The organism is Vibrio sp. 10N.261.54.E10, assembly GCF_002877735.2.
Classification (GTDB): Bacteria; Pseudomonadota; Gammaproteobacteria; order Enterobacterales; family Vibrionaceae; genus Vibrio; species Vibrio crassostreae_C.
Genome location: NZ_MCXE02000003.1, coordinates 54,017 through 69,575 on the forward strand (window position 1 = coordinate 54,017; position 15,559 = coordinate 69,575).

Sequence of the window (15,559 nt, forward strand, 5' to 3'; positions counted from 1 at the left end):
GAACCTACGATGCAACGCAAATTCCTACTGATACTTGGGCTACTTCTGTTCCCATTTATCAGTACAGCTCACGCTGAAACCACTCAGAATGACGAATCGGTATTAACACTTGAATGGATTGATTTGATTCCAGAATCAGAACGTGCTCAGCTAGATTCATTTGGTATGCCGATGGTTGACCACAATAGTATGGACAAACCTCAACAATCGACACTTGGTGCTGTTCGCCCAGAGCTGAATGGCAGCACAGTGAAGATTCCTGGCTTTGTGATTCCATTGGAAGGTGATGAGAATATGATCACTGAGTTTCTGCTGGTACCGTACTTTGGCGCATGTATCCACGTGCCACCGCCGCCACCGAACCAAATCATCTACGTGAAGTTCCCGAAAGGTGCACCAATACAGCAGTTATGGGATGTGATCTATTTGGTCGGAACGCTGAAAACTGAGTCAATCAGCCATGACTTAGCGCAAACCGGTTATCTTATTGAAGGTACTGCGATTGAAGAGTATGACGACATGTAGTCATTAGAAGGGTGGCTCAAGGATGAGCTGCCGTCACTGAACGAGTGTGATCATTCAATAACAGTTTAATAACGATAATTTTCTTCTGAATTACGCGATGTAATTAGATAAGTAAGCTAGAACAGCGACATAAATCGCGAGTAATAACCCTATACTAAGCTGTTTCTTCAGCTTGTTATCATTGACTTGATTCATAACTCCTCCTTGAGAATTACAACAAATTTAACATTTTATTATCATTAACAAAAGTAAAATTTTGTTGAAACCTTCAACTATGCTCGCAAAATCTAGCCACCAATAAGATAAAGAGTTACATTTTAGACAGTTATACCAATCACAATAAGTAAGTGTTCAGAAATAGCGTAGGAAAAAGCCTTGAGAACAAGGCGGAGCTTTTTGATAAGTAGTTATTCTACAATCAAAAATTGTAGCTCAGTTATCAAGCGTTTTAACAAGCTAGGCTGAGCAATTATTTACTACGATTGGTTTTGAGTCGTCTCCTAACGGTACTCTTATGTCAAAAACCAAACAGCCAGTGATCATTGAGCATGCTAGCGACACACAGCATAAGCATGAGAAAAAGCCTCATATTGCCGACAGTGCCAGCAGAATGCTGCACATCGCACAAAGCTTCGGCCTCGATTCCTTAATTAGTCATAGTGCCAAGCCAAAGGATAAAGCTGAGAGTACGCTTATCGAACGGGCACTATTGCGAGAGAAAAAACGTAGAGAGCTTCGCCAAAAGAACCTAGAACAGATTCTAAAGTTGGCGCACTCTTCATGTAAGGATGAAGCGGCTGGAGACCCGGATCAGGACTGGTTATACCGTTTCTTCGACATGGCACAAGAGATCCACAATACATCGATGCAGAGGCTATGGGCTCAAGTACTGAAACGAGAAGTCACCAACCCAGGCTCGACGTCGATGAAGGCACTGCAAATCTTAAAAGACATGACACCAAAAGAAGCGTTAACCCTACAAAGGGCAGCATCACTGGGTTGTAGCTTTGGTAGCGATAACAGCAGAAAGCTCTTACTCGGCTTTAAATCTCATGCTGGGCTATTCAACTTTGGCAAAAGGGACACCACCAACACCATCAACCTTGGTGGGCACAACCTGCCCTACTCCAGCTTGCTCCACTTGATAGAGCTCGGGATTATTCTGGGCACAGAATTAGAATCCGGAGAGATTGATTTCGATCCAGCCCTGCACCTAACCTATCAAGGTAAGAGCATGTCACTGGCACCATTATCAAAAGGCGTGAAGCTGGTTTACTACCGATTCAGCCCTACAGGCAATGAGCTTTGTACCTTGCTCGGTAACAAGCCAAACACGCAGTATTACGATCAACTGATTGCACTATTGAGCCAGAAATTCACAGTACAGACAGAAGTGAAAAGCAGCGTAAATTACACCGTCTAGACACTCGACGGAGCTAAAATAGACGGTGTAAAAAGTGAAGTATAGAGAGGAATAAAGAGAATCTAGAGGATAGGTTTCTTGTCTCGGTAAACTAAGGCTGCACTATTTATCGGTCGTGAATAAACAGATAAACAGCTGAGTAGCCTTAGTCATACCAACGATCTCAATTGGCTAAAATATTTCGCTTCTCCAACGCATCAATACACAGTTCGACCAATTCATCGAGTGTCTTCTCACCTGCAGGTAGATCAATCTCAGGGCTCAGAGGCGCTTCGTACACTGAACTAATACCTGTGAAGTTCGGGATTTCTCCGGCACGTGCTTTCTTATACAGACCTTTAGGATCACGCTGTTCGCAAACCTCTAATGGCGTATTGACGAACACCTCAAGAAACTCACCTTCCGGCAATAAATCTCTCACGAGTTGCCTTTCAGCTTGATGCGGAGAAATAAAGGCTGACAACACGATCAAGCCTGCATCTGCCATCAATTTAGCAAGCTCACCAATACGACGGATGTTCTCTCGACGATCTTGCTCAGAGAAGCCAAGGTCACTACATAATCCATGACGCACATTGTCGCCATCCAATAAATAAGTATGGTAACCAAGCTGTGCCAAGCGATTTTCTAATGCTCCAGCGACTGTCGATTTACCAGAACCAGACAACCCCGTGAACCAGAGCACGGCTGGCTTTTGTGATTTCAGATCCGCGCGAAATGTTTTATCAATCGAGTGTTGATGCCACACAACATTCTCATCTTTGGATTTGAGTACTGCGGTCATAATTAGTCCTTTAAATAAACAGCATTAAAATGGGAAAAAATAAGGAATTAGGGTCAGCACCAAGCCCGAATATACAATCGAGATTGGAATGCCGATACGCAGATAATCCGTTAAATGGTAATTACCTACGCTATAAACAAGTAAGTTGGTTTGGTAGCCGTATGGAGAGATAAAACTGGCACTGGCACCAAACAGTACCGCCATGATGAACGGCATAGGGTCAACGCCATAACCTACTGCCATACTGTAGCCAATCGGAAATGAGAGTGCTGCAGCCGCATTATTGGTCACCAGCTCTGTCAAAACCAAAGTCATAAAGTAGGTAGCAACTAACGCACCGAATACGCCCCAGCCATTAAACGCCTCCATAAACATCAGCCCCATCCGCTCAGATAAACCCGATGAAATCATCAGTTGAGCAATAGAAAGTGCAGAGCCCACGATCACCACAATATCGACTGGGAAACGGCGGCGGAGCTCACCCAGTTGCACCACGCCAAATGCCACCAGCAACAGTAGAAAACCAGCTAAGCCTTTGATAATAGGTACTGCATCGATAAGGGCTAAACCAATCACGCTAGCAAAGCCGAGCAACACGAACGTCGATTTGTCGGCATCAAGCTTGGCACTCGAATCTAAGTCATTCATCAACACAAACTCTTTGTTGTGTTGTTGGCGCTGTTCTTCAAAGCGTTTACCTGGAACCAAAATCAAGGTATCACCAGCGGTCAATGTGATATTCCCTAGCCCACCTTCTAGGCGTTCATGGCCACGACGAATAGCAACCACAACCGCATCGAAACGATCTCTAAATTGGCTGGTTTTCAGGGTTTTGTTACAAAAACTTGCCGACGAACTCACCACCACTTCAACAAAGCTCTGGCCATTCAAATGATGCTGACCAAACAGGGTTAAACCTTGGATTTCTTGCAGTGTCGCCACGCTCTCAACATCACCACAAAACAGCAATCGGTCACGAGCTTGAAGAATAAAATCAGGGTCAATCGACGCGGTGGTTTTACCGTCTCGAATCACTTCGGCTAAGAACAGTTTTCTAAGAGCTCTAAGATTATTTTCACTGACGCTACGGCCAACTAATGGAGAACCTGGCTCAACTCGCGCCTCGAGAAAGTAAGGCAGATCATCTTGAGAACCATCATCGTAGCTGGGTAGAAAATAGCTAAGAGGAATAAGGATCAATACCCCACCGACCAAAACCGCTAAACCGATCAAGGTAGGTGTGAAAAAGTTTAAGCTCGGTAAACCTGCATCTTCAACAAAACTATTGATGATCAAATTGGTAGAGGTGCCGATCAATGTCAGGGTGCCACCTAAGATGGCAGCGTATGACAAAGGGATAAGTAACTTAGACGGCGCGTGCTGTTGATTACGTTTGATCGCCCCGATCAAAGAAACAACCACCGCGGTGTTATTAGTAAAAGAAGAAAGTAACGCTGTAGAAATACCCAACTTCGCAACCACGGTACCTAGCCTACCTTCAGAGATATTGCGGCTAACCCAGCTGATTAAGCGAGTTTTCTCCAACGCACTTGATGCGAGGATCAGAAGAATTAAAGTCAGTAACGAGGAGTTAGTGAAGTTATTAGCCAAGCTCGACAAGTCGATCATGCCAGCCATAAAAGCAATAAACGCCGCGCCAGCAAAGATAAAGCTTGGCTTAATACGGGTAACGAGCAGGCAAGTAATGATGCCGAGCAAAATCGCTAATACAAATCCTTGTTGCCACATATACCCGTCCTTTATGGCGGAAACGATCGGTTTCCGCCTGATTCAATAAGCTGTTACTTGGTCGTTTATGACTTCAGTAGTTGGCTTAGATCTTTGGCATCCCAATGAGGGAAATGTTTGCGAACCAATGCGTTGAACTCAAGTTCAAATGCAGAGAAGTTACCGACTTGCTGTTCAACAGAGTCCAAACGGTCTCGAATCAAACCCGCGCCAACCGTCACGTTGGTTAGTCGGTCGATAACGATGAAGCCACCGGTATCGGCACTTTCACGGTATTTATCCAGCGCGACAGTCTCGTTCAATGACCATTCACACAAACCAATACCATTCAATGGCAACTCATCGACAGCGTGAGTCGATAGGTTGTTGATGTCGTATTGGTGACGAACCGTTTCAACCTGACCAACGGTTTTCTTGCCTGCGATCTTGATGTCGTAAGCTTTGCCCGGTTGCAATGGTTGCTCTGTCATCCACACGATGTCAGCCAATACGTGGTTAGTGGATTCAATCTGCGCGTTTTCTAGCACAATCAAATCACCACGACTGATATCAATCTCATCTTCAAGGGTCAGTGTTACTGCCAAGCCCGCTTGCGCAGACTCCAAATCACCATCAAAAGTTACAATGCGTGCAACCTTAGAGGTTTTACCCGACGGCAGCGCCTTGATTTCATCACCGACACTGACACGGCCAGAGGCAACGGTGCCAGCAAAACCGCGGAAGTCTAAGTTAGGACGATTGACGTACTGAACTGGGAATCGGAATTCACCTGCCGAACGCTTTTGGTCAATGTCGACGTTCTCTAACACTTCTAGCAGAGATGGGCCTTCGAACCATGCAAGCTCTTTGCTTGGCGCAGCAACGTTAATACCTTCAAGTGCCGATACTGGCAAGATCTGAATATTGGTTTCGCCTTCTAGGTTTTCTGCAAACTCTAGGTATTCATCGCGAATTTCTTCAAAACGATCTTGCGCGTAATCCACGAGATCCATCTTGTTTACAGCAACGATGAAATGCTTCAAACCAAGCAGGTTAGAGATAAACGAGTGACGACGTGTTTGATCCAGAACGCCCTTACGAGCATCAATCAAGATCACCGCCAGATCACACGTTGAAGCGCCTGTTGCCATGTTGCGCGTATACTGCTCATGCCCAGGAGTATCAGCAATAATGAACTTACGTTTTTGAGTCGAGAAGTAGCGGTAAGCCACATCGATCGTGATCCCTTGCTCACGCTCAGCCTGCAGACCATCAACAAGCAGTGCCAAATCAGGTTTCTCACCTGTCGTTCCCACTCGTTGGCTATCCGAGTGAACCGCCGCTAGCTGATCTTCATAAATCTGTTTTGTATCATGGAGTAAGCGACCGATTAGCGTACTTTTACCGTCATCTACCGAGCCACAAGTTAAAAATCTAAGCATAGATTTATGCTGATGCTGACTTAGATAACCTTCAATCCCTAGTTCAGCCAATTCGGCTTCTACTGCACTATTCATTTTTCTTTCCTTAGATTCTTAGAAATAACCTTGGCGCTTTTTCAGCTCCATAGAGCCCGACTGATCATGGTCAATCGCTCGACCTTGACGCTCACTAGACGTCGCCACCAGCATTTCTTCAATAATGCCCGTTAGCGTATTCGCCTCAGATTCAACCGCTCCGGTTAGTGGGTAACAGCCTAAAGTACGAAAACGAACGCTTTTCTCTTCAATCACTTCACCTTCTTGCAGCTCCATACGGTCATCATCAACCATGATCAGCATGCCATCACGCTCAACTACAGGGCGTTTGTCTGAAAGGTAAAGTGGAACAATATCGATGCTCTCTAGATAGATGTATTGCCAGATATCGAGCTCAGTCCAATTAGATAGCGGGAAGACACGAATGCTTTCGCCCTTATTAACCTGACCGTTGTAGGTGTGCCAAAGCTCTGGACGCTGGTTTTTTGGATCCCACGTATGGTTCTTATCACGGAAAGAATAAACACGTTCTTTCGCACGAGATTTTTCTTCATCACGACGCGCACCACCAAAAGCCGCATCGAACCCATACTTGTTTAACGCCTGCTTAAGGCCCTGTGTTTTCATGATGTCAGTGTGCTTCGAAGAACCATGTACAAATGGGCTACAACCCATCTCAATACCTTCTGGGTTCTTATGTACTAAAAGGTCGAAGCCGTACTTTTTAGCCGTACGATCACGAAACTCAATCATCTCGCGGAATTTCCAATCCGTATCTACATGCAATAGCGGGAATGGAATCTTGCCTGGATAAAACGCTTTGCGAGCTAAATGAAGCATCACAGAAGAATCTTTTCCGATGGAGTACATCATCACTGGGTTATCAAACTCAGCCGCCACTTCACGGATAATATGAATACTTTCCGCTTCGAGCTGTTTTAGGTGGGTTAAACGTTCTTGGTCCATTTCAGTGCTTCCTTTAAGGCTCGCGTTACGAGCAATTCATTACTTGGTCTTGCCAAGCATGGGATTTAACTCATCCACTTGAGTGAATGGGAGTATTGGCACTAGAAGAAAACAGAAGCTTCGTGTTGAGCTATCCTTGCTATTCGTCTGCCTGATACGTCCTTGATATAGGCATTATGACGAGCCTCTCATATTACTGGAAATTCTAAAATTTCATTTTTTATTCGAAAAGCTGATAAGGGATTGAATTTATCGATAAGCAGGTGAAATGAATGGACTAATATTATCGATATCAGTTGCACATCGATTAATCAGGTTTGGGAGGCGTCTTGCAGAACACCATAAAGTAATCGATCTAAGTCACGAATTAACATTCGTTGTAATCATTGTTTCATTCCATTTTGTTACATTACGCAACGAATTTTCTACTATCCACTTTGGAGCTACAAAATGAAAGTTGCAATGAAACCTTTGTCATTGGCTGTACTTGCGGGTCTTGGTTTGACTTTAGCAGGCTGCACAACAACACCAGATACCGATGAAGTGATTAAATTACGTGTCGTAGAAACGACGGATATCCATACCAACCTAATGGATTACGACTACTACAAAGACAAGCCATCGAAAAAAATTGGCTTAGCACGTACTGCAACTCTAGTAAAAGAAGCTCAAAGCGAAGTAACCAACAGCGTATTAGTTGATAACGGTGACTTGCTGCAAGGTAGCCCAATGGGTGACTACATGGCAGACAAAGGCATCGAAGCGGGTGAAGTTCACCCTGCATACAAAGCTATGAACCAGCTAAGCTACGACGCTGCAAACCTAGGTAACCACGAATTCAACTACGGTCTTGATTTCCTAGAAGAGTCAATCAACGACGCTGATTTCCCGTACATCAGTGCTAACGTTTACGACGCAAAAACCAAAGAACACTACTTCACACCTTACATCATCAAGACGCACACGTTTGAAGATACTGCAGGCGTAGAGCATGAAGTAAAAGTCGGCTACATCGGTTTCGTTCCACCACAAATCATGACGTGGGATAAGAAGAACCTTGAAGGTAAAGTAATCGCTCGCGATATCATTGAGACAGCTAACGAGTTAGTGCCTCAAATGAAAGCGGAAGGCGCTGAAGTTATCGTTGCTATCCCTCACTCAGGCGTATCAACTGACCCATACAAAAATGGCGAAGAGAACTCAACGTTCTACCTATCTGAAGTAGACGGCATCGATGCGATCGCATTCGGCCACTCTCACGCAGTTTTCCCAGGTAAAGGTTTTGATGACATTCAAGGCATCGACAACGAAACTGGCACAATGAACGGCGTTGCGGCAGTAATGCCAGGTCGTTGGGGTAGCCACGTTGGTGTTATGGATCTAACACTTGCACAAAAAGACGGTAAGTGGGAAGTCGTTAAAGGCCAATCAGAAGCACGCCCTATCTACGACAAGATCGAGAAGAAATCTCTTGCTGCTGCTGATGAAGGCATCGTAACGGCACTAGAAAAAGATCACGCTGGTACTCGTGAGTTTGTTAACCAACCGATTGGTAAAGCAGACGATGTGATGTACAGCTTCTTGTCTCTAGTACAAGACGATCCAACAGTTCAAATCGTTAACCTTGCACAGAAAGATTACGTTGAACAGTTCATCCAAGGTGACCCAGACCTAGACGGTACGCCAGTACTTTCTGCTGCTGCGCCATTCAAAGCCGGTGGCCGTAAGAATGACCCAGCGAACTTCACTGAGGTTGAATCTGGCCAACTGACATTCCGTAACGCGGCTGACTTATACCTTTACCCGAACACGCTAGTTGCAATGAAGGTAACAGGTCACGAAGTAAAAGAGTGGCTTGAGTGTTCTGCTGGCCAATTCAACCAAATCGATGTGAACTCAACAGCACCACAACAGCTGATTGAGTGGGATAACTTCCGTACTTACAACTTCGATGTTATCGACGGTGTGGATTACCAAATCGACGTAACTCAGCCTGCGAAATACGATGCAAACTGTAAAGTCGTTAACCCTGATTCTCAGCGTATTGTTGGCCTAACTTACCAAGGTAAGCCAATCGACATGAAGCAAGACTTCCTGATCGCAACCAACAACTACCGAGCTTACAGCGCTAAATTCCCAGGCACAGGTGAAGACTTCATCGCATTTGATGCACCAGATGAGAACCGTACTGTACTGGCGAACTACATCTCTCGCGTAAGCAAAGAGCAAGGTCAAGTTAGCCCAAGCGCGGACAACAACTGGTCATTCGCACCAATCAAAACGGATAAAAAGCTAGATATCCGCTTTGAAACGTCGCCAAGTGAGAAAGCGGCACAGTTCATTAAAGAGAAGGGTCAATACCCAATGAAACGTGTTGCCACTGACGATGTTGGTTTCGGCGTTTACCAAATTGATCTAACTAAATAGATTACTCTAGTAATCAATAGTTAACCTTCTAAAAGGCTGAGTTTAACGACTCAGCCTTTTTCTTTTCTTATCTAAATTCTTAGTGTAAGGCCTCAGCTTTCGAAGCTTAAACTCCTGCTCATTCTTCGCCTAATATCGCACACCTCAAATCACCTATTGAATCCAATCAACGTAAAAAAGCAGCAATTCGCTGTAAGTTTTTCTGAGCTCCTCCTGTCTATTTAATTTACTACACTCAATGAATGGCCGACAAGCCATTCATCTATAGGATAGATAAGGACATTTGATGGGCACCGTCGAGAGCATTCAAGCATGGTTACATTCAGGGGAGGAGTCGCTGCTATGGCTGATGCTTGGCATTATCGCGCTTTCTTACCTGCTTGAAGATCTGGCAATCGTGACGGCCGCTGGTTTAGCGACTCAAGCACTCATCCCACCGCAATATGCGTTACTTGCAATTTTCATTGGCATTGCCACTGGTGATCTTGGTCTTTATTACCTTGGTAAATCAGGACGTTACTTCCGAGGCGTTCGATATAAAGCCCTCACCAATAAGTACTTTCGTTCGCTTCGTACCAAATTACGCCAAAACGCATTCAGCAGCCTTTTTGTTATCCGCTTTATTCCTGGGCTACGCACCGTTGGTTTTACTCTGAGTGGCTTTTTCGCCATCCCACTGCCTACTTTCTTATTTGCCGTCATCAGCGCAACTGCGCTCTGGACTGGCATTGTCTTCTCTGCCATCTACTATTTAGGGACATCAGCCTGGCTGCAAGCCTCTGAATATCAATGGATCATCATCCCGTGTGCCATCGTTTTGCTGTTTATCGGCAATCGATTAATGAATAAAACCTACTCTAGAGGGCTATCATGAGTTCACCGCAAGATATTCGCATCATTCCCGCACATCAAATTAATGCAGGTATGCCTCTGCTTGAAAAAGATACCGTGCGAAGTGTCTCTCCTTATGAGTTTCTTCCGACTTGGTTCTTCTACACGCCAGTGGTCATTCAAAGCCTGATGCAAGGGTTACGGCACTTTGACTGGGCGCTGCCGCTCATCGCCAACCCGAGCATCAAGTTAAGCGGCATGGTAGGCGAATCAAAACACGAGATATTGAGCCTTGCCGGATCTTCAAGTCAGCGTTGGATCTCACCGTTTATAACCCTAACCAAAACGGATCTCGGCAGTAAAAAACAAGCCGAAGACGCACGCAGCGCACTCATACAAACGGATCTTGATTTCCCTATCGTGGCAAAGCCGGATCTTGGCTGTCGAGGTGTTGGCGTTAAGCTGATCAACAACCAAGATCAACTTGAGCAATATGTTGAATCTTTCCCAAATAATGCTCGCTTTCTATTGCAGAAAAAGGCGCCTTATCAAGCCGAAGCGGGTGTTTTCTACGTTCGTTACCCAAACAAAAAGCAAGGTGAGATCATCTCGATCACACTCAAATATGCGCCAATGGTGATGGGTGATGGCAAGTCGACACTCAAGCAGTTAATTGAAAACAGCCCGCGCGCTGGGCAACTCAGCCACCTGTATCTACCAAGGCATGAAGATAAATTGGATCAAGTGCTCGCAGAGGGTGAAGAGTTCCAACTCGCGTTTGCAGGCAGCCATAGCCGTGGCTGTATCTTCCGAGACGGTAATCAATACATCACTCAGGCTCTAACAGAACGCTTAGACGAGATATTCGACGACTTCGATGGCTTTCACTTTGGTCGACTCGACGTCAAGTTTAAAGACATGTACAGCCTAATGAACGGTGAGGATTTCACGATTCTTGAGGTCAATGGCGCAAGCAGTGAGGCTGGACATATCTGGGATCGCAACACCCCATTACGAGAGATATTTTCTACGCTACTCCTGCAATATCGCATTCTTTTTGATATTGGCGCTCAGCAAAAACAACGAGGCCACCAATCCCCTTCTTTCAAGAGCTTATTTGCGGCGTGGCAAGAAGAGCGACGTCTTGTTCAACAATATCCGACTACCGACTAACTTTGCACGAGGATCATGAATGAACCCCATAGCCCAACCGAGCGCCCTTACTTCTTTCTCTCCTAGTATCAAGGGAGCGGTAGAGATATTGAATCAGGGTCTAGAGTTTTTGTTAGCGATTTCTGACAGCGATTACCTGACACGAGCAAAGCCACACGTTACAAGCTCTATCGGTGAACATACTCGTCACACACTGGATCTTTTTCACGCCTTGATTTTAAAAGAGGATGAGGCCGTTGATTACAACACTCGTCGTCGTGGTCATCCTGTCGAATACGACCGCTCTATTGCAGTCAAAGAGATCCACTATGTGATCAACTGGCTTGAACGATTAGACCGTCGAGATCTCGAAGCGCCTATCATGATCCAAACCGAGGTTTCGATGGATGCTCAAGTGTTCGCAAGCCTGCCTTCAACGCTCGAAAGAGAGGTCACCTTTGCCGCACTGCATGCCAATCATCATTACGCGATGATCAAGGTGATCACCACCTTCCTAGACGTCGAGACCTGCAACACCTTTGGTTATGCCCCAACCACCAGCAGCTATCTGAGGGAGCAATAATCATGTGTTCAGTATCTTGGCTACTTGAAGACAATGGCTATCAGGTCTTCTTTAATCGTGATGAACAAAAGACACGGGCACTGGCGATGCCACCTAAACAATATCGAGTTAACGGCGTCGATATCATCATGCCACTCGACCCAACTGGCGGCGGTAGCTGGATAAGTATTAGTGAGTTCGGGCTTTCGCTATGCCTACTCAATAACTATCAAGGCACAGTGCCCGCTGGCCCTTTAGTCAGCCGCGGTTTGCTACTTAAAAACCTATCATCGAGTCGTAATATCAGTCAGCTATCTGAAGCGTTTCACAAGCTAGACCTACACTCTTTTGCCCCATTTACCTTGCTAGCTTTCGCGCCCAATCTAACCCAACACAATGGTCTGGTTATCGCCTACATGTGGGATGGTATTCAACAGAAAATAGTCGACACTGATTCTCCACTCTTCTCATCCGGTGTTGATTTAGAGCGAGTGCAAGCCTACCGACAAGCAAAATATGATCAGCTCATGGCGGCAGGTAAGAATCAACAGAACTTACTGATGTTCCACTCTCACCATCACAATGAGCAACCTCATTTAGCGACCTGTATGCATCGCGAAGACGCACATACCGTGAGCTTTACACACTTACGTAACCTGCATGGTCAAGCCTCTATGTTTTATGCACCCGGCTCACCATGCGAACCCATTAAACCATGTCAGATAAATCAGCAGCGCTTTACCTTTGATTTATCACCCGCAATCAATCTATAGATGGAGTCCATCATGAGAAAACTATTCACCATGGTTCTGCTACTTGTTAGCCCGTACGTATTTGCCGCCGATGAAATCTACACTGGTTTCTTTAGCAGTAAGGCGCTCGATGGCTACGATACCGTCGCATATTTCACTTCCGGTAAGCCCATTGAAGGCAGTAAAAAATTCAGCACTGAGTACAAAGGGGCGGATTGGTATTTCTCTTCTGAAAAGAATCTGACTTTATTTGTTAATAATCCTGAAAAATATGCCCCTCAATATGGTGGCTATTGCGCTTGGGCAGTATCAGCGAAGAGCGACTTTGCACCGAGTGACCCACATCAATGGACGATTGTTGATAACAAGCTTTACCTCAACTACGACCAAGAGATTAAGCAGCGCTGGGAACAAGACCAAGCACAGCATATTCAACAAGCCGATAAAGTTTGGCCGCAACTGATTAAGTAAGGTAATTTCATTATGATTGATAGTCCTTTTCGTTTACCACGTTACACGCCTTTTGGTTTAGGTGAGTCTGTTGTCGAGTGGGCAACTGGGCTATCTAAGCTAGACCGACTCTACCAAGATCGTAAAAACGAGTTATCTAGCTTCGAATTCATGAATTACACTCTGTCGGCGCTCAATATCGACTACTCGGTTGCATCGGGAAGCACGGAAAACATCCCGGAAGAAGGGCCTGTCGTGATTGTGGCGAACCACCCGCTTGGCGCCATCGAAGGCGTGATCCTTGCCGATCTCGTAGGATCAGTAAGAAAGGATGTGAAGGTGCTGGCCAATGAGTTACTTAAGCGCCTGCCTGAACTGGATGATCTTTTCATCGGTGTCGATGTCTTTAACAGTAAAGAATCGAAACGCACCAATGCCAAAGCGATTCGAGATGCCAATCGTCATTTGGCTGATGGTGGACTATTGATTGTATTCCCAGCAGGTGAAGTATCAAGCTACCGTAAAGGGGCAAAAACACTGACAGACATCGAGTGGAGCAAGTCGGTAGCGAAATTCGTCAAACGTCACCAAGCCACCACGGTACCTATCTTTATCAATGGCAAGAACAGTGAGCTTTTCTATCAAGCGGGTCGTGTTCATCCACTGTTGAGAACCGCTCTACTCGGGCGTGAACTTCTTAATAAACAAGCGACAACTATCTCTATCTCGATTGGCTCATCGATTCCGTATTCAGAGATAAAATCGTTTGAAAAAGAGATGGATATCGTCAACTACCTACGACTTAATACCTATCTAATGAGTCAACAAGATAGTCCGAACACGCCAATCCACGCGCCCTCTTTCGATACCCAAGTGATAGCGCCTATTCCACCAGAAGTCTTATCAATAGAGATAGACTCACTCCCTGAAGAGATGAAACTGCTCGAGCAAGGGAACTTTGAGGTCTACTGCACACCAAGCCAATCCATTCCTAACTTAATGCGCGAGATTGGTCGAGTAAGAGAAGAAAGCTTTAGAGAAGTCGGAGAAGGCAGCGGGCTGGCCTGTGATTTAGATGAGTATGACCTTTACTACCATCAACTGTTTGTGTGGAATAAAACCAAGGCAGAACTGGTTGGCGCGTATCGACTCGGTATGGTCGACAAACTCATCGCTGAGCACGGGCTTGATCAGCTCTACTCTCGTAGCCTGTTTAACTACAACCAAGAATTCATTGATACGTTAGAAAACAGCATTGAGCTTGGGCGATCGGTAGTAAGTAAACCTTACCAAAAGAGCCTGAACTCCCTGTTACTATTGTGGAAAGGCATTGCGACTTTTGTTTCTCGTCACCCTCAATATACCCATCTGTTCGGCCCAGTCAGTATCAGCAATGATTACAGCCACAATGCGCGTCTGTTGATCGCGACCACGTTATCAATCCACCATTATGATGAGGAAAAGGCGAATTTGGTTTCACCTTCGTCACCACTCAATACCAGCAGTCATGTGTTCTGGCAAAATCACCTGCTCTCTTCACTGGCGAGTGTGCCTCTGCTCTCTAAAGTGTTAGCACGCATGGAGCAAGGTAAAGGCCTGCCGGTACTGCTGCGCCAATATCTAGGGATGAACGGTAAACTGGTGTGTTTTAATGTCGACCCATCGTTTAATGAGGCCTTGGATGGCTTGATTGTGGTGAACCTTAAGAAGGTTCCATTGAAGACCTTAGGTAAATACATGGGCAGAGAACTTGCTCAAGATTACCTAGAGCAACACGCACGCCTCTGATTTATCCTGCTCTGTACCTCTCTCCAAATAAGTGCGATGATTTCGGCACTTATTTGGGATAGGTTATTTTCATGCACACCTCTTTTATCGAACAACTGCAAAGCTTCGACTTCTCTGAAAGCCAGATTGAATCTCTACTCGCTGTCGCCAAGCCACTTGAGCTGCCAACCAGACACATCTTGATCAATCAAGGTGAGATGGCGAGTTCAATCTACTTTGTACTTGAAGGCTTGTGCCATGCCTGCTACCTCACTGATGATGGTAAGCAATACAGCAAAGAGTTCTATTGGGAACAAGATTGGATCATCGGCTTTGAGAGTCTGATAAAGAACCAAGCCTCTCCTTACCTATTAGAAACGCTGACACCCATCACCATGTTAGAGCTGCCAATGAATGCGGTTATCGAGTGGCGTGCATCAAATAATCCTTTGTATTTAAAGCTGTTAGAAACACAACTGATGCATAAGGAAAACAAAGAACGCTTCATGCTGCTCTATACACCAGAGCAACGCTATCAGCTGTTCTGCGAGCACTATCCCGACCTTGAGCAGCGCTTGAACGACAATCAAATTGCAGCCTACCTAGGAATAACCGCAATCAGCCTGAGCAGAATTAAAGGTCGAATTAACAATAGTTAATGCCAACAATCATCGCGCATAGTACATTCAGAGCATCGATAATCTCTGGATGTAA

The 15,559-nt window shown here is 45.4% G+C and carries 14 protein-coding genes; 10 read left to right on the forward strand and 4 right to left on the reverse strand.

Features of this window, described 5'->3' with window-relative positions; genetic code table 11:
* Nucleotides 1-9 precede the first annotated feature (9 nt).
* Nucleotides 10-525 (forward strand): DUF3299 domain-containing protein, encoded by a 516-nt coding sequence (locus tag BCU07_RS19075; RefSeq protein ID WP_017058892.1) that lies wholly within the window; start codon nt 10-12, stop codon nt 523-525.
* A gap of 514 nt (nt 526-1,039) precedes the next feature.
* Nucleotides 1,040-1,948 carry a TIGR03899 family protein gene (locus BCU07_RS19080; RefSeq protein ID WP_017069397.1) on the forward strand — a complete coding sequence of 303 codons (909 nt, stop codon included), beginning with the start codon at nt 1,040-1,042 and terminating at the stop codon, nt 1,946-1,948.
* A 163-nt stretch (nt 1,949-2,111) separates the two neighbouring features.
* Here BCU07_RS19080 and cysC read toward each other — a convergent pair whose 3' ends face one another.
* The 4 genes from cysC to cysD all read right to left on the reverse strand — a co-directional run bounded on the left by cysC (nt 2,112) and on the right by cysD (nt 6,940).
* Complete coding sequence (gene cysC, locus BCU07_RS19085; RefSeq protein WP_102427911.1) at nt 2,112-2,732, reverse strand: adenylyl-sulfate kinase; 621 nt, start codon at nt 2,730-2,732, stop codon at nt 2,112-2,114.
* Between the two features lie 24 nt (nt 2,733-2,756).
* Complete coding sequence (locus BCU07_RS19090) at nt 2,757-4,481, reverse strand: SLC13 family permease (RefSeq protein WP_017067554.1); 1,725 nt, start codon at nt 4,479-4,481, stop codon at nt 2,757-2,759.
* Nucleotides 4,482-4,546: 65 nt separating this feature from the next.
* The gene (gene cysN / locus BCU07_RS19095) at nt 4,547-5,977 is read right to left on the reverse strand and encodes a sulfate adenylyltransferase subunit CysN (protein ID WP_017058887.1); all 1,431 of its coding nucleotides are present in this window, start codon (nt 5,975-5,977) and stop codon (nt 4,547-4,549) included.
* 18 nt (nt 5,978-5,995) lie between these two features.
* Nucleotides 5,996-6,940, reverse strand: a complete 945-nt coding sequence (gene cysD / locus BCU07_RS19100; RefSeq protein WP_226088532.1) for a sulfate adenylyltransferase subunit CysD — start codon at nt 6,938-6,940, stop codon at nt 5,996-5,998.
* Nucleotides 6,941-7,354: 414 nt separating this feature from the next.
* On the opposite strand from cysD, the gene BCU07_RS19105 reads away from it, so the two are divergent.
* From BCU07_RS19105 to BCU07_RS19140, 8 genes are all read left to right on the forward strand, one after another.
* The gene (locus BCU07_RS19105) at nt 7,355-9,331 is read left to right on the forward strand and encodes a bifunctional 2',3'-cyclic-nucleotide 2'-phosphodiesterase/3'-nucleotidase (protein WP_102427910.1); all 1,977 of its coding nucleotides are present in this window, start codon (nt 7,355-7,357) and stop codon (nt 9,329-9,331) included.
* A 286-nt stretch (nt 9,332-9,617) separates the two neighbouring features.
* The gene (locus tag BCU07_RS19110; protein ID WP_017071303.1) at nt 9,618-10,205 is read left to right on the forward strand and encodes a DedA family protein; all 588 of its coding nucleotides are present in this window, start codon (nt 9,618-9,620) and stop codon (nt 10,203-10,205) included.
* Nucleotides 10,202-11,335: an ATP-grasp domain-containing protein gene (locus tag BCU07_RS19115; RefSeq protein WP_102427909.1), complete on the forward strand. Its 1,134-nt coding sequence runs from the start codon at nt 10,202-10,204 to the stop codon at nt 11,333-11,335. The genes BCU07_RS19110 and BCU07_RS19115 overlap by 4 nt, the downstream gene beginning before the upstream one ends.
* A gap of 19 nt (nt 11,336-11,354) precedes the next feature.
* Nucleotides 11,355-11,897, forward strand: coding sequence for a hypothetical protein (locus tag BCU07_RS19120; RefSeq protein WP_102427908.1), 543 nt, complete (start codon nt 11,355-11,357; stop codon nt 11,895-11,897).
* Nucleotides 11,898-11,899: 2 nt separating this feature from the next.
* Nucleotides 11,900-12,649, forward strand: a complete 750-nt coding sequence (locus BCU07_RS19125; protein WP_102427907.1) for an NRDE family protein — start codon at nt 11,900-11,902, stop codon at nt 12,647-12,649.
* Between the two features lie 12 nt (nt 12,650-12,661).
* Nucleotides 12,662-13,099 (forward strand): YHS domain-containing (seleno)protein, encoded by a 438-nt coding sequence (locus BCU07_RS19130; protein WP_102333018.1) that lies wholly within the window; start codon nt 12,662-12,664, stop codon nt 13,097-13,099.
* A 12-nt stretch (nt 13,100-13,111) separates the two neighbouring features.
* Nucleotides 13,112-14,866, forward strand: a complete 1,755-nt coding sequence (locus BCU07_RS19135; protein WP_102427906.1) for a lysophospholipid acyltransferase family protein — start codon at nt 13,112-13,114, stop codon at nt 14,864-14,866.
* 71 nt (nt 14,867-14,937) lie between these two features.
* The gene (locus BCU07_RS19140) at nt 14,938-15,504 is read left to right on the forward strand and encodes a Crp/Fnr family transcriptional regulator (protein WP_017067547.1); all 567 of its coding nucleotides are present in this window, start codon (nt 14,938-14,940) and stop codon (nt 15,502-15,504) included.
* Nucleotides 15,505-15,559: the final 55 nt, after the last annotated feature.

What these genes read in the sequence shown, in the direction of transcription:
- BCU07_RS19075 (WP_017058892.1), top strand. Translation starts at nt 10, where the DNA reads ATGCAACGCAAATTCCTACTGATACTTGGGCTACTTCTGTTCCCATTT.
- BCU07_RS19080 (WP_017069397.1), top strand. Translation starts at nt 1,040, where the DNA reads ATGTCAAAAACCAAACAGCCAGTGATCATTGAGCATGCTAGCGACACA.
- cysC (WP_102427911.1), bottom strand. Translation starts at nt 2,732, where the DNA reads ATGACCGCAGTACTCAAATCCAAAGATGAGAATGTTGTGTGGCATCAA.
- BCU07_RS19090 (WP_017067554.1), bottom strand. Translation starts at nt 4,481, where the DNA reads ATGTGGCAACAAGGATTTGTATTAGCGATTTTGCTCGGCATCATTACT.
- cysN (WP_017058887.1), bottom strand. Translation starts at nt 5,977, where the DNA reads ATGAATAGTGCAGTAGAAGCCGAATTGGCTGAACTAGGGATTGAAGGT.
- BCU07_RS19105 (WP_102427910.1), top strand. Translation starts at nt 7,355, where the DNA reads ATGAAAGTTGCAATGAAACCTTTGTCATTGGCTGTACTTGCGGGTCTT.
- BCU07_RS19110 (WP_017071303.1), top strand. Translation starts at nt 9,618, where the DNA reads ATGGGCACCGTCGAGAGCATTCAAGCATGGTTACATTCAGGGGAGGAG.
- BCU07_RS19115 (WP_102427909.1), top strand. Translation starts at nt 10,202, where the DNA reads ATGAGTTCACCGCAAGATATTCGCATCATTCCCGCACATCAAATTAAT.
- BCU07_RS19120 (WP_102427908.1), top strand. Translation starts at nt 11,355, where the DNA reads ATGAACCCCATAGCCCAACCGAGCGCCCTTACTTCTTTCTCTCCTAGT.
- BCU07_RS19125 (WP_102427907.1), top strand. Translation starts at nt 11,900, where the DNA reads ATGTGTTCAGTATCTTGGCTACTTGAAGACAATGGCTATCAGGTCTTC.
- BCU07_RS19130 (WP_102333018.1), top strand. Translation starts at nt 12,662, where the DNA reads ATGAGAAAACTATTCACCATGGTTCTGCTACTTGTTAGCCCGTACGTA.
- BCU07_RS19135 (WP_102427906.1), top strand. Translation starts at nt 13,112, where the DNA reads ATGATTGATAGTCCTTTTCGTTTACCACGTTACACGCCTTTTGGTTTA.
- BCU07_RS19140 (WP_017067547.1), top strand. Translation starts at nt 14,938, where the DNA reads ATGCACACCTCTTTTATCGAACAACTGCAAAGCTTCGACTTCTCTGAA.